The sequence below is a fragment of the Deinococcus actinosclerus genome, assembly GCF_001507665.1.
Lineage (GTDB): Bacteria > Deinococcota > Deinococci > Deinococcales > Deinococcaceae > Deinococcus > Deinococcus actinosclerus.
The window spans coordinates 1,351,723-1,367,787 of sequence record NZ_CP013910.1 but is presented as its reverse complement, the minus strand read 5'-3'; the positions used below and the strand labels follow the sequence as shown (position 1 = coordinate 1,367,787).

General features: G+C 70.4%; 16 protein-coding genes. 12 read left to right on the top strand and 4 right to left on the bottom strand.

All coding sequences use genetic code 11. The annotated features are described in order from the left end of the window. Window positions 1–27 precede the first annotated feature (27 nt). The 5 genes from AUC44_RS06660 to AUC44_RS06640 all read left to right on the top strand — a co-directional run bounded on the left by AUC44_RS06660 (window position 28) and on the right by AUC44_RS06640 (window position 6,133). Window positions 28–687 carry a GntR family transcriptional regulator gene (locus AUC44_RS06660; protein ID WP_062157940.1) on the top strand — a complete coding sequence of 220 codons (660 nt, stop codon included), beginning with the start codon at window positions 28–30 and terminating at the stop codon, window positions 685–687. Continuing rightward, window positions 684–1,616, top strand: a complete 933-nt coding sequence (locus tag AUC44_RS06655) for a proline dehydrogenase family protein (protein ID WP_062157939.1) — start codon at window positions 684–686, stop codon at window positions 1,614–1,616. Before AUC44_RS06660 ends, AUC44_RS06655 begins: the two co-directional genes overlap by 4 nt. 71 nt (window positions 1,617–1,687) lie before the next feature. Continuing rightward, window positions 1,688–3,259 carry an L-glutamate gamma-semialdehyde dehydrogenase gene (gene pruA, locus AUC44_RS06650; RefSeq protein WP_062157938.1) on the top strand — a complete coding sequence of 524 codons (1,572 nt, stop codon included), beginning with the start codon at window positions 1,688–1,690 and terminating at the stop codon, window positions 3,257–3,259. A 488-nt stretch (window positions 3,260–3,747) separates the two neighbouring features. Then, window positions 3,748–5,499 (top strand): S8 family serine peptidase, encoded by a 1,752-nt coding sequence (locus tag AUC44_RS06645; RefSeq protein WP_062157937.1) that lies wholly within the window; start codon window positions 3,748–3,750, stop codon window positions 5,497–5,499. Window positions 5,500–5,710: 211 nt separating this feature from the next. Next, on the top strand, window positions 5,711–6,133 hold the full coding sequence (locus AUC44_RS06640; protein ID WP_062157936.1) for a hypothetical protein: 423 nt from the start codon (window positions 5,711–5,713) through the stop codon (window positions 6,131–6,133). A 3-nt stretch (window positions 6,134–6,136) separates the two neighbouring features. On the opposite strand, the gene AUC44_RS06635 is transcribed toward AUC44_RS06640, so the two are convergent. Together AUC44_RS06635 and AUC44_RS06630 are read right to left on the bottom strand one after the other, a co-directional pair. After that, window positions 6,137–7,501 carry a phytoene desaturase family protein gene (locus AUC44_RS06635; RefSeq protein ID WP_062157935.1) on the bottom strand — a complete coding sequence of 455 codons (1,365 nt, stop codon included), beginning with the start codon at window positions 7,499–7,501 and terminating at the stop codon, window positions 6,137–6,139. A gap of 1 nt (window position 7,502) precedes the next feature. Next, window positions 7,503–8,402 carry a UbiA family prenyltransferase gene (locus tag AUC44_RS06630; RefSeq protein WP_062157934.1) on the bottom strand — a complete coding sequence of 300 codons (900 nt, stop codon included), beginning with the start codon at window positions 8,400–8,402 and terminating at the stop codon, window positions 7,503–7,505. Window positions 8,403–8,509: 107 nt separating this feature from the next. Here AUC44_RS06630 and AUC44_RS06625 point away from each other — a divergent pair, with 107 nt between their 5' ends. Both AUC44_RS06625 and AUC44_RS06620 read left to right on the top strand, forming a co-directional pair. Further along, the gene (locus tag AUC44_RS06625; RefSeq protein WP_062157933.1) at window positions 8,510–9,436 is read left to right on the top strand and encodes a MerR family transcriptional regulator; all 927 of its coding nucleotides are present in this window, start codon (window positions 8,510–8,512) and stop codon (window positions 9,434–9,436) included. Next, window positions 9,433–10,320, top strand: a complete 888-nt coding sequence (locus tag AUC44_RS06620) for a complex I NDUFA9 subunit family protein (RefSeq protein WP_062157932.1) — start codon at window positions 9,433–9,435, stop codon at window positions 10,318–10,320. Before AUC44_RS06625 ends, AUC44_RS06620 begins: the two co-directional genes overlap by 4 nt. A gap of 60 nt (window positions 10,321–10,380) precedes the next feature. Here AUC44_RS06620 and AUC44_RS06615 read toward each other — a convergent pair whose 3' ends face one another. Continuing rightward, on the bottom strand, window positions 10,381–10,926 hold the full coding sequence (locus tag AUC44_RS06615) for a phosphoribosyltransferase family protein (protein ID WP_062157931.1): 546 nt from the start codon (window positions 10,924–10,926) through the stop codon (window positions 10,381–10,383). A 230-nt stretch (window positions 10,927–11,156) separates the two neighbouring features. Continuing rightward, window positions 11,157–11,687, bottom strand: coding sequence for a phosphoribosyltransferase family protein (locus AUC44_RS06610; protein WP_062157930.1), 531 nt, complete (start codon window positions 11,685–11,687; stop codon window positions 11,157–11,159). Window positions 11,688–11,752: 65 nt separating this feature from the next. Here AUC44_RS06610 and AUC44_RS17020 point away from each other — a divergent pair, with 65 nt between their 5' ends. The 5 genes from AUC44_RS17020 (at window position 11,753) to AUC44_RS06585 (ending at window position 16,041) form a co-directional block, all read left to right on the top strand. Beyond that, on the top strand, window positions 11,753–12,700 hold the full coding sequence (locus AUC44_RS17020; protein WP_231724550.1) for an excalibur calcium-binding domain-containing protein: 948 nt from the start codon (window positions 11,753–11,755) through the stop codon (window positions 12,698–12,700). 91 nt (window positions 12,701–12,791) lie between these two features. Beyond that, window positions 12,792–13,244: a DUF4395 domain-containing protein gene (locus AUC44_RS06600; protein ID WP_062157928.1), complete on the top strand. Its 453-nt coding sequence runs from the start codon at window positions 12,792–12,794 to the stop codon at window positions 13,242–13,244. A gap of 9 nt (window positions 13,245–13,253) precedes the next feature. After that, window positions 13,254–14,825 (top strand): nitrite/sulfite reductase, encoded by a 1,572-nt coding sequence (locus tag AUC44_RS06595; RefSeq protein ID WP_062157927.1) that lies wholly within the window; start codon window positions 13,254–13,256, stop codon window positions 14,823–14,825. Beyond that, complete coding sequence (cysC, locus tag AUC44_RS06590) at window positions 14,822–15,361, top strand: adenylyl-sulfate kinase (protein WP_062157926.1); 540 nt, start codon at window positions 14,822–14,824, stop codon at window positions 15,359–15,361. Before AUC44_RS06595 ends, cysC begins: the two co-directional genes overlap by 4 nt. Beyond that, entirely contained in the window at window positions 15,358–16,041 is a 684-nt protein-coding gene (locus AUC44_RS06585; protein ID WP_062157925.1) for a phosphoadenylyl-sulfate reductase, read from the top strand. The genes cysC and AUC44_RS06585 overlap by 4 nt, the downstream gene beginning before the upstream one ends. Window positions 16,042–16,065 lie beyond the last annotated feature (24 nt).

The following is a 16,065-nucleotide window of genomic DNA, read 5'->3' as shown; positions in this document are numbered from 1 at the left end:
TCGCCAGGATTGTATACAATATCCACAATGACCTCCTTCGAGCGCCCCACCCTGGTCCGCGACGGCGTGTACGAACACCTGCGCCGCGCCGTACTGGACGGCGACCTCGCCCCCGGCGAACGCCTGGGCGAGGTGGAACTCGGCGCGCAGCTCGGCGTGTCCCGCACCCCCATCCGCGAGGCCCTGATGCGCCTCACGCAGGACGGCCTCCTGATCGCCGAGGCGAACAAGGGCGTGCGCGTCCGCACCCTGAGTGCCGCCGAGGCCCGCGACACCTACGTCGTCCGCGAGGAACTCGACGGACTGGCCGCCGCCCTCGCCGCGCAGCACCACACCCCCGCCGACGCGGCCGCCCTGCGCGCCGCCCTGGCCGACCTGCACGCCGCGCCCGGCAGCGACTACCGCGCCCAGACCCGCCTAGACCTCGCGTTCCACCGCGCCATCACGCACGCCGCGCACAACGCCGCGCTGAGCGACCTGAACCGCGACCTCGAACAGCGCGTGGCGCTCATCAAACACCAGACCCGCACGTACAACGCCCACCCGCAGACCGACGCCCAGCACGCCGCCCTGCTGGGCGCGATCCTCGCCCGTGACCACGACGCCGCGCGGGACGCCGCCCGCACGCACGTCCGCACCTTCGCCGCCCTCGTCCTGAACGACCTTCAACCCAGGAGCACCCCATGATCGACCAGATGTACCGCAAAGCCGTCCTGACCGTCGCCGGGCAGAAAGCCATCGAGAACGCCGTCCGTGCCCGGGGCTGGGGCATGGCCCAGCGTTTCGTCGCCGGCGAAACCCCCCAGACCGCCATCCAGGCCGTCCACGACCTGAAAAAAGACGGCATCATGGCGAACCTCGACCTGCTGGGCGAATTCATCGAGAGCCCCGCGCAGTGCACGCAGTTCGCCGACAACGTCATTACCATGCTGGACGCCGCGCACGCCGCCGGGATCACGCCCTACGTCAGCATCAAGCTGTCCAGCGTCGGCCAGGGCAAGACGGTGGATGGGGAGGACCTGGGCCTCACGAACGCCCGGCGCATCATCCGCCGCGCCAAGGAGTACGGCGGCTTCGTGTGCCTCGACATGGAAGACCACCCCCGCGTGGACCAGACCCTCGTGCAGTTCCGCACCCTGCACGGTGAATTCGGCGGGCAGCACGTCGGCACCGTCCTCCAGAGCTACCTGTACCGCACCGAGAAGGACCGCGCCAGCCTGGACGACCTGAGCCCCAACCTCCGCATCGTGAAGGGCGCGTACCTGGAACCCGAAACGGTCGCGTACCCGCAGAAGGCCGACGTGGACGCCGCGTACCGCCGCCTCGTGTACGCCCACATGAGCGCCGGGAACTACGTGAACGTCGCCACGCACGACGAATCGATCATCCACGACGTGCAGATGTACGCCCTGGCGCACGGCGTCAGCAAGGACGCCTTCGAATTCCAGATGCTGTACGGCATCCGCCGCGACCTACAACGCAACCTCGCCGCCGCCGGGTACCGCGTCCGCGCGTACATCCCCTACGGCCGCGACTGGTACCCCTACTTCAGCCGCCGCATCGCCGAGACGCCCCGCAACGCCATGTTCGTGCTGCGCGGCATGCTCAAGGGCTGAACCTTCCAGTCCCCCCCACCCGTCCGCCTTTCAACCCAGTCCAGAGCAGACCACACGAATCAGGAGATCCCATGATCAAAATTCAGGAGTACCGCCCGCAGAGCTTCATCGATTTCACAAAGGAAGAGAACGTCCAGGCCTACCAGGACGCGCTGAAGAAGGTGCGTGCGGAACTGGTCGGGAGGCACTATCCGATGGTCATCAATGGTGAGCGGGTGGACACGGCGGAGAAGCTGACCAGCCTGAACCCCTGCGACACGAATGAAGTGGTGGGCACGACCGCCAAGGCCACCATCGAGGATGCCGAGCGCGCCTTGCAGGGCGCGTGGACGGCGTTCGAGAGCTGGAAGAAATGGGACATGGACGCCCGCGCGCGCGTGCTGCTGAAAGCGGCCGCGATCCTGAAGCGCCGCCGCCTGGAGGCGTGCGCCCTGATGAGCATCGAGGTCGGGAAGAACTACGCGGAGGCCGACGTGGAGGTGGCGGAGGCGATCGATTTCCTGGAGTACTACGCGCGCAGCGCCATGAAGTACTCGGGCTTCGGGAGCAGCGAGACGACGTGGTTCGAGGGTGAGGAGAACGGCCTGATGAGCATCCCGCTGGGCGTGGGCGTGAGCATCAGCCCGTGGAACTTCCCGTGCGCGATCTTCATCGGCATGGCGGCCGCGCCGATCGTGGTGGGAAACTGCGTGATCGTGAAACCCGCCGAGGACGCGGGATTGATCGCAGGGTTCATGGTGGACATCATGCTGGAGGCCGGGCTGCCCGCCGGCGTGCTGCAGTTCCTGCCCGGCGTGGGCAAGGAGATCGGCGAGTACCTGACGACGCACGCGAAGACGCGTTTCATCACGTTCACGGGGAGCCGCGCGGTGGGCCTGCACATCAACGAGGTGGCGGCGAAGGTGCAGCCCGGCCAGAAGTGGATCAAGCGCGTGATCATGGAGCTGGGCGGCAAGGACGGCATGATCGTGGACGAGACCGCCGATCTGGACGTGGCAGTGACGGCGGCGGTGCAGGGCGCGTTCGGGTTCAACGGGCAGAAGTGCAGCGCCATGAGCCGCCTGATCGTGGTGGACAGCGTGTACGACGACGTGGTGAATGCCTTCGTGAAGCGCGCGGGTGCCCTGAAGGTCGGGACGGGCGAGGAGAACGCGAACGTCACGGCGGTCGTGAACCAGATGAGCTTCGACAAGATCAAGAGCTACCTGGAGATTGCCCCCGATGAGGGCAAGGTGCTGCTGGGCGGCAACGCGACCGGCGAGGCGAACGGGAAGCAGGGCTACTACGTGCAGCCGACCATCGTGGGCGACGTGAAGCGCGAGTCGCGTCTGGCGCAGGAGGAGATCTTCGGGCCGGTCGTGTCGGTCATCCGCGCGCGGGACTGGCAGGACGCGCTGGATATCGCGAACAGCACCGAGTACGGCCTGACGGGCGGCGTGTGCAGCGCCAGTCGTGAGCGGCTGGAGCAGGCCCGCGCGGAGTTCGAGGTCGGGAACCTGTACTTCAACCGCAAGATCACGGGCGCGATCGTGGGCGTGCAGCCCTTCGGCGGCTACAACATGAGCGGCACGGACAGCAAGGCGGGGGGCCCGGATTACCTGGCGAACTTCATGCAGCTCAAGACCGTCACCGAACGCTGGTAAGCCAGCACCGACCACCCGAATGGGGGGCGCCCAGCCAAAGCTGGACGCCCTTTTCTGCTGGCAGTCAACCAGACACAGGGTAGACAGGCGCCATTCAGAACAATCAGGTCATTTCCGTTTGTAAATACGATGACTGGTTTTATTGCCACATGACAATTCTTGATCGCGAACTGACTGAAGAATGAGAAACATAACTCTACCTCAGAACCGCCGGGCGGGGTGCCTCAAATGAAGCGGCGGATGCCGCCCGAGACACCATTCAGGCCCTGTCACACGATAAATGTCCGGCATTCTGAACCCACTCCAGAGCAACCTAGACATGCGGTTCATTGTGATCCCACTGGGCACTAACATCCCCCTCAACTTCAACACACCGAGCGACGCTCACTGCCCGCCCTGACGCAGCCCCCGGCCGCGCCAGACCGCCGTTCCCACCCGCGTTCGGCTGCGAGCCGGAAGCCCGTCTTCCGCCGCACACTGGAGATCCCATGAAGCACACCCGTTCCATCCTGGCCGCCACCCTCGCCCTGAGCCTCGCCGCCTGCAGCCAGCAGACGGCCACCCCGGTCGCCACGGCCCCCGAGGCCAGCGCCCCCACCGCCGCCGACGCCATTCCCGGCGCGTACCTGGTGGGCTTCAAACAGGGCAACCTCAGCAGCCAGAGCCTGACCGACCAGGCCGCCGTGCAGGCCCAGGCCATCGCCGCAGCGGGCGGGATCATGACCAGCCAGTGGGTGGACATCAGCGCCGCCGCCGTGAAACTCGACGCCGCCGCACTGGCCAAACTGAAGGCCAACCCCAGCGTCGAATACATCGAACCCGACTACGTGCGTCACGCCATGGGCTTCAAGAGCGGCGTCAAGGACAGCGCCGCCAAGGCCAGCCTGGGCAGCCAGAACCTCAGCGCGCAGGCCCTGTACGCCCCCAGCGGCGAGTTCACCTGGGGCGACAACGCCCTGCGCGTCCAGAACCTCCGCGCCGCCGGCTACACCGGCACGGGCGTCGCCGTGTGCGTCGGCGACACCGGCATCGACGGCAACCACCCCGAATTCGCGCGCAAGCTCAAGGGCTTCAAGAACTTCGTCACCACCGAAGCCAACCGCAACGACCCCTACGCCCTGAACGACCTGTCGCACCACGGCACGCACGTGTCCGGCACGATCTTCGCGCAGCTCGGCGCGGGCACCGGCGCGGCCGGCCTGCAGGACGGCATGGACGCCAACGGCGTGGTCGGCGTCGCCACCGGCGTGAACCTGTACATGGCCCGCGTGCTGGGCGACACCGGCTCCGGCAGCAGCAGCGGCATCATCAACGGCGTGAACTGGTGCGCCGCGCAGCTCAAGAGCCAGGGCGGCACCGAGAACAAGGTCGTCATCAGCCTCTCCCTGGGCGGCGGCAGCAAGAGCGTGACCGAGCAGCGCGCCTACACCAGCGTCTGGAACAAGGGCGCCATGACCATCGCCGCGACCGGCAACGACGGCGCCGCCGTCTCCTACCCCGCCGCGTACACCGAAGTGGTCGGCATCGGCGCGGTGGACAGCAACCTCGCCAAGGCGGACTTCAGCAACTTCGGCACGCAGGTCGATCTGGTCGGCCCCGGCGTGGACGTGATCAGCAGTGTGCCCCTGGGCCAGGGCACCCGCGCCAGCGCCTCCGGCGGCGGCGTGACCTTCACCCAGGTGCAGGCCGCCGACCTGACCGGCAAGGGCAGCTTCACCGGCACCATCGTCAAGGCCGGGGACGGCACCGGCACCGCCGGCGCGAACGAATTCTGCGGTACCAGCACCCGCAACAGCGCCCTGGCCGGGAACATCGCCCTGATCGCCCGCGGCACCTGCTCCTTCGAGGAGAAGACCGCCAACGCCGTCGCCAGCGGCGCCAAGGGCGTCATGATCTACAACAACGCCGCGGGCGCCCTGGGTATGAGCCTCACCAACAGCTACGCCGTGCCCGTCGTCGGTATCCAGCAGGCCGACGGTCAGGCGCTGCTCGGCAAGCTGCCCACCACCGGCACCGTCGCCGTGACGGGCGCCGACTACGAGTCCTACAACGGCACCAGCATGGCCACCCCCCACGTCAGCGCCGCCGCCGCGGTCGTCTGGGCCGCCAAGCCCACCCTGACGAACACCCAGCTGCTCAGCCTGCTGACCAGCACCGCCAAGGACCTCGGCACCGCCGGGAAGGACAACAACTTCGGGTACGGTCTGGTCGACCCCCTGAAGGCCATCACCGGCCAGTAATCCTTCCGCGCATACGAGAGTAAGGCGATTCTAAATCATACGGAGTCGCCCGGTGGCCCCCTCACCCTTCCGTCGCCTCGCTCATCCCTTCCTCTCCCACAGGGGGAGAGGGAACAACGGAACACGAGCACGTTGGAAGAAAATCACTTTAATCCCGTATCAAACGGCACCCCTTCCACACGGAGGGGGTGCTGTTCGTTAGCCTGAGCCCATGCGCCGAGCAGGCCTCCTGTTCCCCCTGCTGCTGTCCGGTATGCCCGAGCACGCGCCCGCACACCTGTTCCTGACGGGCACCCTGACCGCCACGCAGCCCCGCGTTACCCTGCGCGTGAAGGGCCTGGAATCGCCGGGACGCTCGCTCACGACCGGGCAGTGTCAGGTGCGGTACACCGTCTTCGACCGGCAGGGCCGCGCCCTCCTCGGGTACCCGGACCGCTCGACCCGCTGCGCCGAGGTGGGCCTGGGCGTGAACACCACGCGGGACGCGTGGGGGGCGTTCACCCTCGACCTCTCCCCCGTCCGCGCCGCGCGGCTACCCGCCGGGACGTACCTCATGACGGCGCACGTTCAGGCGCAGGCCGGGAACACCCGCCTGACCCTCGTGTCGAACACCGCGACGCTGCGGGTGCCCTGACCCCTACCAGCCCGCCTCCTCCAGCAGTCGGTCGACGATCTGCACGCCGCCCAGAATGGCGGGGATGCCGCCACCGGGGTGGACGCCGGTGCCGACCTGCCACAGTCCGGCGCGCAGGCGGTACGGCTGGGGGTGCAGCGGCCCGCCGCGCCATGCGGGGAGGCCCGGGCCGTACAGGGCGCCGCCGGGGTGTCCGCCCTGCGCGTAGTGGTCGGGGGCGAGCGTGGCGACGTCCAGCGCGCCTTGCAGCAGGCCGGGGGTCTTCAGGGTCTCCTCGGTCCGCCGGAGTTGCGCCTGCACCCAGGGGTGGTCCAGGGTGAGAGCCTCGCCGGTGGCGGGCGTGGCGAGCAGCACACTCAGCTGCCGCCCGCACGCGTGCACCAGGGTGAGGGTGTCCGGGGGCAGCGCGCCGCGCCGGACGTGCGCGTGGAACGCCGCGAAGCTGGTGGGCGGCAGGACGCTCGTGGCGGGCAGCGGGGCGGGCCGGGGCAGGACGGCGTACACGCCGACGCCGCTGACGGTGCGCCGCGCGACGGGTGAGGGGGTGGGGCGGCCCCGCAGCGCGGCCAGTCGGTGCGGGTCGAGGGCACTGACGATCAGGTCGTGCCGCGCCACCTCGCCGTCCGCGAGGGTGAGGGTCTGCCCGTCCAGCCGCGTGACCGGGGTGTGCTCGCGCACCTGCACGCCGCGCGCCTGCCCGAACGCCAGCAGGGCGTCCAGCAGCGCTCCCATGCCGTCCGCCGGGCGGGAGACGTCTGCGCCGACCAGCGCCGGGATCAGCGCGTACAGCGGCGGCGCCACCCCGGGGGGCAGTCCGGCGTTCAGGGCGTGCGTGGCCAGAGCGTGGGTCAGGGCGGGTGGGAGCCGCTGGGCGGCCAGCCACCCCTGCGCGGTCAGGTGCGGGCCCTGCACGCGCAGCAGCGCGGCAGCCGCCTGCCGGAACAGCGGGTCGCGCAGTCGCGGCGGGGTGGTCAGCAGCACGCCCAGGAACGGCGTGAGGGGCTGCGCGGCCCGCAGGTACCGCTGCCAGTGCGGGTACAGGGGATGGCCGGGCGGCACCGGGAGCGGCACCGGGCCGTGCGGCGTGTGGTGCACGCCCAGCCCGCCGGGCAGCGTACGCAGGTGCAGGGGGTCGGGTTCGTTCAGGCCGCGCAGGTACGCGCGCCACACCTGCGGGAACGTGAACAGGCTGGGGCCGGTGTCCACCACCTCGCCCGCCAGGGTGAGGCGGCGCAGCTTCCCGCCGGCCTGATCGCGGTCGTACACAGTGACCGCGTGCCCCCGCCCCGCGAGGCGGGCGGCGAGGGCCAGTCCGGCGATCCCGCCTCCCAGGATGCCGACCGTCTGAGTGCCGACGCTGCGGGTCACGTCAGAACCCGGTCCACTGGCCGCGCGCCAGCAGGAACACGAGTTGCACCCCGGCGACTGCGCCGACGATCCAGGGGGTGACGATGCTCAGGGGGTACAGGCGCGCGGCCTGTTCGGGGGTGGGTCGCAGCAGGAGGCGCAGGGCCATGCCGCCGCAGGTGAGGAGCAGCGCCAGCGCGGTCAGTTTCGACGCGGGGAGCAGCAGCGCCGAGGCGAGGACGAACCACGTCAGGGCGTAGGTGGCCGCGCCGCGCGCGCCGAGGGTGGTGGCGACCGTGCGGGTTCCGGCGGCGCGGTCGGCGGGGATGTCCTGCGCGGCGTCGAAGGCGTGCTTGCCGACCGAGTAGCTCATGAGGGCCAGCAGCGGCCACCACGGCACTTGGCTGCCCAGGGCCAGGGCGGGCAGCGCGAGCGGCAGGGCGTACGCGACGTTGCTCAGGCCGTCCAGGAACGGGCGGGCTTTCAGGCGCAGCGGGGGGAGGCTGTACGCGGCGAACAGCAGCGCGGAGGCCAGCAGCAGCAGCGTGGCGGGGGGTGGCAGCAGCGCGCCCAGCCCGGCCAGGGCGGGGAGGTTCCACCACAGGGTGGCGCGCAGCAGCGGCGCGGCCTCCTGCGCCCGGAGCCGCGCGCCCTGCCAGCCGCCCTTGCGGGAGGAGCGGGCGTCTTCCTCCTGGTCCCATAGGTCGTTCAGGCCGTAGATCAGGAGGTTGAACGGCAGGGTCAGGTACGCCAGCAGCGCCAGCACCCCGGCGTCCAGGGTGTACAGACGGCCCGTGAGCCACACGCCGGTCACCAGGGTGCCCACGGTGTTCACCCACAGCGCCGGGCGGGACACGACCAGTGCGCGCCGCAGCGGGAAGCGGGCGGGCGTCAGGGTGGGGGCGGCGCGGTCGGTCGGCATGACGGCAACCTCCGCAGCATAGCGGCTGGGGGTGGTGGGCAGATGCCCCGGCGTTTGGCCGGAATCGTTACGTTCCTGCGGTCACGCGGCGCTCAGAATAGGGTTTGATGAACCTTCCCGCCGGGCGGTCACAGACCGCCATGTTCACCGCCTCCGAGGTCGAGGCGCAGACCGGTGTGCCCGCCACGACCCTGCGGCAGTGGGAGCGCCGCTACGGCTTCCCCCGCCCCGAACGCAGCGCGAACGGGTACCGGCTGTACTCCCCGCACGACGTCGCCGCCATCCAGCGCATGCAGGCGCACCTGAACGCCGGGGTGCCCGCCAGCCGCGCCGCCGAACTCACCCAGCGGGACCTCGACGCCGTGCCCGACGAGCCCGAGGCACGGGACGCCGCCGAGTGGTCCCGCCAGCTCACGCAGGCCCTGATCGGCTCGGACATGGATCAGGCCGGCGCCGTGCTGGGGCAGGTGCACTCGCAGCTGCCGGTCGAGGACGTCCTGACGCACGTGATCTCCCCCACCCTGGCCGACATCGGGGCGCGCTGGGAACGCGGCGAGATCACGGTCGCGCACGAGCATCAGGCCAGCGCGTTCCTGCGCGCGCGCCTCTCACACCTGATGGACGTGGCGGGCGTGCAGGAGGGCTTCGGGCCGCTCGTCGTGGCGGCCTGCGCGCCCGGCGAGGAACATGAGCTGGGCCTGATGATGCTGACCCTGGCCCTGCGGCGCCGGGGCGTGCGGGTCGCTTACCTGGGCGCGAACGTGCCGCTGGGCGACCTGGCGGTGTTCACGCGGCAGCAGGGCGCTCGCGCGGTGCTGCTGGCCCTGAACGGCGACTGGGCGCTCGGGCCGACCCGCGCGCACCTGCGCGACCTGGACGGGCTGGGCGTGCCGCTGTTCGTGGGCGGCGCGCTGGCCAACGCCCACCCGGAACTGGCCGAGGAGTTCGGCGGCGTGTACGCCGGGCCGGACGCCCCACGCGCCGCGCAGTTCATCGCCGCGCACCTGCACCGTCCCCAGGGAGGCACCTCATGAAGATCTTGGTCACCGGAGCCAGCGGCTTCGTCGGGAAAGCAGTCGTGAAACAACTCGTGCAGGACGGCCACGACGTCTGGGCGGGCAGCCGCCGGGGCGAGGCGGTGAGCGGCGCGCGCGGCGTGAAGCTGGACGTGACCGACCCGGGCAGCGTGCAGCGCGCCGCCGGTCAGGCCGACCCGGAAGTCGTCGTGCACCTCGTGGGCATCATTGCGGAAGCTGGGGACCAGACCTTCGAGCGGGTGCATGTCGAGGGCACCCGCAACGTCCTGGCCGCCACGCCACGTGGCGCGCGCTACGTGCACATGAGTGCCCTGGGCGCCCGCGAGGACAGCGGCAGCCGGTACTCCAGCAGCAAGGCGCGCGCCGAGGCGCTCGTGCGGGCCAGCGGGCTGGACTGGACGATCTTCCAGCCCAGCCTGATCTTCGGCGTCGGGGACGACTTCTTCGGGCGGGTGCTGCGGGAACTCGTGTCCACGGCGCCGGTCGTGCCGCAGATCGGGGACGGGTCGTTCCCGTTCCGCCCGGTCAGCGTGCAGGACGTCGCGCAGGCCTTCGCGCGCGCCGCCGGCAGCCGCACCGGCCTGCACGGCACGTTCGCCCTGACCGGCCCGGAGGAATTCACGTTCCGTCAGCTGCTGGACCTGGAACTCGGGGCGCTCGGGAAACGCAAACCCATCGTGCCCGTGCCGCTCCCGCTGATGAACCTCGCCGTGCCGCTGATGCAGGTGCTGCCCAGCCCCCCCATCACCCGCGACCAGTACGCGATGCTCAAGGAGGGCAACACCGCGCCGAACGAACCGGCCCGCAGCACCTTCGACCTGCCGATGCTGCGCCTGCAGGATCACCTGCCGCAGATCGTGCAGGCCGCCCTGAAGAAGTAATCCGCGCCGAACCGTGCGCCCCGCCGCTCAGCCCGGCGGGGCGCGCCCTTTGGCCGTGGGTCAGCTCAGGGTGCGGGGCAGGTCCTGCAGGGCGATGACGTCCAGGGTGGGCGTGCCCTGCCGGAACGCGGCGAGGTACCCGCTGACGGTGCCGCCCGCCCGCTCGACCAGCCGGGCGAGGGCCTGCGCGGTGCCGCCACTGGCGACGACGTCCTGCACGATGGTCACGCGCTTGCCTTTCAGGCGCTCGGCGTGCGGGCCGTCCAGCCAGAGGGTCTCGGCGACGCCCAGGGTCATGCTGGGCACGTCCTGAATCAGGGGCTGCTGCATGTACGTGCGGCGTTTCTTGCGGGCGCACACGTACGGCAGGCCCGAGCGGTCACTGAGTTCGTGCGTGAGCGGCAGGGCGTTCGTGACGACGGTCAGGAGCACCTCGGTCCCTGCCGGGATCAGGGCGACCATCTCCTGCGCGACGGCCTTGGTGAACTCGCTGTCCCCGATGAATTCCACCAGGGGCACGCGGCCCATGCCGCCCGCGCGGACGGTGGGGAGGGTGCGGCTCACGTCGCCGATGGTGACAGTCAGTTCCTGCGGGGCTGTGGTCATGGCTCAGGCTAACGCACGTTCGTCAGCTGATACGGTTTCCGGCTGTTTCGTTGACACCCGGGACAGCACCGGGTTGCCCACTCCACGCCCGGAACCCGTTTCGCTCCCACTCGCTCTGCTCGGATTGAACGGCTTTGCAAGCCATTCAATCGGAGTCTGTATGGGGTCGGCAGGACCGGACGGCATGGCAGGGCCCCCTCCACGTGGAAGGGGGCCGGGTCAGGAGGCTTTTACTTGAAGAGGGGCAGGTGGCCCAGCGCGGTCACTTCGGGGCGTTCCTGCCCTTCAGTGAACACGGCGACGACCGCCGCGACTTCCCCGCCGACTTCCTCGATGATCTGGCGGATGGAGTGCAGGGTGCCGCCGCTGGAGACCACGTCGTCCACGATGGCGACCTTGCGGCCCCTGATCTTCTGCACGTCGAAACCGTCGAGCACCAGCAGCTGCGGCTTGCCGGTGGTGATGCTCACGACCTCGCGGGCGACGGGATCGACCATGTAGGGCTTCTGGGTCTTGCGGATGACGATGTACGGCTTGCCGCTTTCCCGGCTGATGACGTGCGCGAGGCTCAGCGCCTTGACTTCCGGCGTGACGAGCACGTCGATGTCGGCGGGGAGCCTGTGCGCAAGTTCGCGCCCGGCTTCCTCGGTGACGTCGGTGTCGCCCAGCATGTTGAACAGGGCGACCTTGACGTCCGGGGAAACCGGCACGATGGGCAGGTCGCGGGTCACGCGACCGATCTGAACCTTGAACGTGTCCACTTGACGCAGTGTAACGCGCGGCGGCGTGGGCGGGGTGCCCCGGCCGCAGTCCGTACAGTAGGGGGGTGAAGACGTGGTGGCGGGGAGTGGCACTGGCAGGCGCGCTGCTGGGCGCGGGACCGGCGGGCGCGGTGGCGGCGGAGCCGTTCGGGATCGAGGTACGGTTCCTGGGGGCGCCGCTGGGGGCCGCGCAGCGCTCGGCGGTGAACGAGGCGGCGCGGCGGGTGTCGGCGCTGATCGCCTCGCCGTTCGAGCCGGTGCGGGTGGACGTCCCGGCGGGCGAGTGCGACCGGGGGCTGCCCGCGCTGCGCGGCCGCCTGACGCGGCTGGTGGTGTTCGTGCGCGTCAAGCGGCTGGATGACGACCTGTACGCGACCGGGATGCCCTGCGACCTGCATGACGGGTCGTTCCTGCCCATCTACGGCGTGGTGGACCTGAACAGTTCGGGGCTGTCGGATCTGCCGCGCACGGACGTGCTGGACACCATGATCCACGAGTTCCTGCACGTGCTGGGCGTGGGGACGCTGTGGGAGCGGGACGCGCGGATCTCCGTGAGTGGCGACCAGGACGACCGGGTGTTCGTGAACCGGCAGGGCAAGACCACGCTGTACGTGGCGCCCCGGGCCGTGGCGGCGTTCCGGGCGCTGGGGGGCAAGGGCGCGGGCATTCCGCTCGACCCCGACCGGGGGCACTGGGCGGGCGAGGTGGTGTGCTCGGAGGTGCTGTCCGGGTCGTCCGGGGACTACACGGGGCGGCTCAATCCGGTGAGCCCGCTGACGCTGGGGGCGCTGGAGGATCTGGGCTACCGGGTGCAGGCCCGGGGGGCCGCGCCGTTCCGGCTGCCGGCAGGGGCCTGCCCGCTGGACGGCGGGGCCGCCGACGCGCCGCCCGGGGGCTTCACGAGTTGCGCGGCGGCGCGCGCAGCGGGGGCGGCGCTGCCGCTGCAGCGGGGGCAGCCCGGCTACCGGCCGGGACTGGACGGCGACGGCGACGGGCTGGCCTGCGAACGCTGAGCGCCCAGGGGTGAGCTGTCCGGACAGGGGGCGTGGGCTGTCTGGATGGTTGACTTGTGTTGGCGCCCCCAAAGGTTTACCTTTTTTGTCAATGATTGCCCCGGCCCCCACCCGCCAGCCCGCGCGCACGGACCTGAGTGCGCTGAAGTTCAATCAGGTCACGGTGGTGTTCGTGACGCTGCTGGCCGTGATCCTGACCGTCCCGGCCCTGACGCTCGTGCTGGGCGCGGCCATGCTGATCGGGGCCGTCACGCCCGACCTCTCCCCCATGCGCGCCGCGTACCGCCTGCTGGGGCCCGCCCTGGGCCTCAAGCCCGAGATCGTCGAGGAGGACCCCCGCGCGCACCACTTCGCGCAGGGCGTGGGCGGCAGCTTCCTGCTGGCCTCCGCGACCTTTACACTGGCGGGTCTCCCCATCGTCGGGGCGGTGCTGGGCGTGATCGTGATCGCCCTGGCCGTTCTGAACCTCTCCCAGAAGATCTGCGTGGGGTGCGTGATGTACTTCCAGTACCGCCGCCTCCGCTACCAGCTCCTCAAGCGCTAAGGACCCATCATGAGTGACATCGAAGCCCTGAAGAAAGCCGTACCGCCCTTCCAGATTTTCGACCTGATCCCCCAGTACGCCGAGCAGGGATTCATCGACCCCGAGCGCATCGACCTGCTCAAGTGGGCCGGGGTGTACCCGCAGCGCCCGCAGGAGGACGGCTTCCTGATGATGCGCGTGCGCGTCCCCGCCGCCGAGTTCTCCAGCGCGACCATGCGCGAGGTGGCGAACATCGCCGAGGAGTACGGCCGGGGCTTCCTGGACGTCACCGACCGGCAGGCGTTCCAGTTCCACTGGCTGACCATTCAGGACATCCCCCGCATCTTCGAGCGGCTGGAACCGCTGGGCCTGCACCCCAAGGGTGCCTGCGGCGACACCGTGCGCGCCGTGATCGCCAGCCCCCTGGCGGGTCTGGACGCCCGCGAGATCATCGACGTGCGCCCCCTGGCCCACGCCATGGAAGGCACCCTGACCGGCAACCCTGATTTCCAGGACCTGCCGCGCAAGTTCAAGATGAGCATCACGGCGGTGCCGGAGCTGGAAGGCATCCACATGATCAACGACATCGGCTTCCTGGCGCACCGCGTGAACGGTGAGGTCGGCTTCGACGTGTGGGTGGGCGGCGGCCTGGGCGCCGTGGCGCACCTGTCCAAGCGCCTAGGCGTGTTCATCCGCCCCGAGGAGGTCGTGGAGGTCGGGCAGGCCATCACCGCCGCGTACCGCGACCACGGTTACCGCCAGAACCGCAAGAAGAGCCGCCTGAAGTTCCTGATCAAGGACCTGGGCGTCGAGAAGTTCCGCGAGATCGTCGAGAACGACTACCTGGGCCGCAGGTTGCAGGACGGCCCCGCCGCGCCCGTCGCGCGGTTCGGCGGGAACGACGTCCTGGGCGTGAACCCCCAGGCGGACGGCCTGAACTACGTGGTCGTGGCGACCACCGTGGGCCGCATCGACCCCACCAAGGCCCGCGCCCTGGCCGATCTGGCCGACCGCTACGGCAAGGGCGTGCTGCGCACCACCGCGTTCCAGAACATGGTGATCCCCCACGTCGCCACGGAGGACGTCGAGGCCCTGAGCGCCGAACTGGCCGCGATCAACCTCGCGCCGAAGGCGACCATCCGCGGCACGACCATCGCCTGCACCGGCAACCAGTTCTGCCGCCTCGCGCTGACCGAGACGAAGGCCCGCACCGCCGCGCTGGTCGATCACCTCGAACCCCTGACGCTGGCGATGGACGTGCCGTTCACGATCAACCTGACCGGGTGCAGCAACGCCTGCACGCGCTATCAGGTGGCCGACCTGGGCTTCATGGGTGCGAATAAAACCGACAAGGACGGCACCGTGCACGAGGTGTACAACGTGCACCTGGCCGGGAGCATCGGGCAGGCGCAGCGCACCGGCACCAAACTGAAGGGCGCGGTGCCCGCCGAGCAGCTGAACGCGTACGCGGCAGCGGTGCTGGCGGACTTCCAGGCGAACAAGCACGCCGGGGAGAGCTTCGTGGAGTACGCCGACCGCGTGGGCGCCGAGCAGTTCACGCCGGACGCCGTGCTGGGCGGGCGTGAGGCGGTGACCGCGTGACCGCCGTGGCCGAGCAGCAGGCCGTCGGGACGGGCCGCGTGGTGTGGCTGACCGGCCTGAGCGGCGCGGGCAAGAGCACCCTGGCGAGCGCCCTGTACGCGGAACTCCTGGCGCGCGGCGTGGCCGCCGAACTGCTCGACGGCGACGCGGTGCGCGAGAACCTCAGCAAGGGCCTGGGCTTCTCGAAGGCCGACCGGGACACGAACGTGCGCCGCATCGGCTTCGTGGCGGGCCTGCTCGCCAAACACGGCGTGACGGTCCTCGTCAGCGCGATCAGCCCCTACGCCGACACCCGCCGCGAGGTGCTTTCCGGTCTGCCGAACGCGCTGGAAGTCTTCGTGGACGCCCCGCTGGACGTCGTGACCGCGCGGGACGTGAAGGGCCTGTACCTCAAGGCCATCGCCGGGGAGATCCCGCACTTCACCGGGGTCAGCGACCCCTACGAGGCCCCCGAGCACCCGGACTTGCACCTGCGCACCGACCGCATCAGCGTCGAGGAGGGCGTGGGGCAGCTGCTGGAGGCGCTGAAGCTATGACCGCCACCTCGCCCCGACCCGACTTCACGCCGGCCAGCGACCCGCTGGACGTGATCCGCTGGACGCTGGAGGCACACGGTGACGTGCTGATGCCCAGCGCGTTCAACCTGAACGGCGTGGTGCTACTCGATCTGGCCGTGAAGGCCGGGTACCGGGGCGAGGTGGTGTTCGTGGACACCGGATATCACTTCCCCGAGACGCTGGCGACCCGCGACCGGCTGGCCGCACGTTACCCGGAGCTGACGTTCGTGACCCTGAACGACGGCGCGAGTCCCGAGGACGGGCAGACCGACCCGGCGCTGTATGCCAGCGACCCGGACGCCTGCTGCGCGGTGCGGAAGGTCGCGCCCCTCCAGGCGTACCTGCGCCAGAAGGCCCCGTCGGCGCTGCTGAACGCCCGCAGCCGCGATCAGGCGAGCACCCGCGCGGACATTCCGTTCGTGGAGGACGGCGCGCGCGTGAAGGTGAACCCGCTGGCCCACTGGACGCGCGAGATGCTGGAAACCTACGCGCGGGAGCAGGACCTGCCGGTGAACCCGCTGTACTACGACGGCTTCCTGAGCGTGGGCTGCTGGACCTGCACGCGCGCCGTGCGTCCCGGTGAGGACGCCCGCGCGGGCCGCTGGGCCGGGAAGGGCAAGACCGAGTGCGGCCTGTGGGCCGGGGAGAACAGGCTGTGACGCGCCGCTGTTGACGCCCGCGCC

What these genes read in the sequence shown, in the direction of transcription:
- AUC44_RS06660 (WP_062157940.1), top strand. Translation starts at nt 28, where the DNA reads ATGACCTCCTTCGAGCGCCCCACCCTGGTCCGCGACGGCGTGTACGAA.
- AUC44_RS06645 (WP_062157937.1), top strand. Translation starts at nt 3,748, where the DNA reads ATGAAGCACACCCGTTCCATCCTGGCCGCCACCCTCGCCCTGAGCCTC.
- AUC44_RS06630 (WP_062157934.1), bottom strand. Translation starts at nt 8,402, where the DNA reads ATGCCGACCGACCGCGCCGCCCCCACCCTGACGCCCGCCCGCTTCCCG.
- AUC44_RS06625 (WP_062157933.1), top strand. Translation starts at nt 8,510, where the DNA reads ATGAACCTTCCCGCCGGGCGGTCACAGACCGCCATGTTCACCGCCTCC.
- AUC44_RS06640 (WP_062157936.1), top strand. Translation starts at nt 5,711, where the DNA reads ATGCGCCGAGCAGGCCTCCTGTTCCCCCTGCTGCTGTCCGGTATGCCC.
- AUC44_RS06655 (WP_062157939.1), top strand. Translation starts at nt 684, where the DNA reads ATGATCGACCAGATGTACCGCAAAGCCGTCCTGACCGTCGCCGGGCAG.
- AUC44_RS06620 (WP_062157932.1), top strand. Translation starts at nt 9,433, where the DNA reads ATGAAGATCTTGGTCACCGGAGCCAGCGGCTTCGTCGGGAAAGCAGTC.
- AUC44_RS06600 (WP_062157928.1), top strand. Translation starts at nt 12,792, where the DNA reads ATGATTGCCCCGGCCCCCACCCGCCAGCCCGCGCGCACGGACCTGAGT.
- pruA (WP_062157938.1), top strand. Translation starts at nt 1,688, where the DNA reads ATGATCAAAATTCAGGAGTACCGCCCGCAGAGCTTCATCGATTTCACA.
- AUC44_RS06585 (WP_062157925.1), top strand. Translation starts at nt 15,358, where the DNA reads ATGACCGCCACCTCGCCCCGACCCGACTTCACGCCGGCCAGCGACCCG.
- AUC44_RS06595 (WP_062157927.1), top strand. Translation starts at nt 13,254, where the DNA reads ATGAGTGACATCGAAGCCCTGAAGAAAGCCGTACCGCCCTTCCAGATT.
- AUC44_RS06615 (WP_062157931.1), bottom strand. Translation starts at nt 10,926, where the DNA reads ATGACCACAGCCCCGCAGGAACTGACTGTCACCATCGGCGACGTGAGC.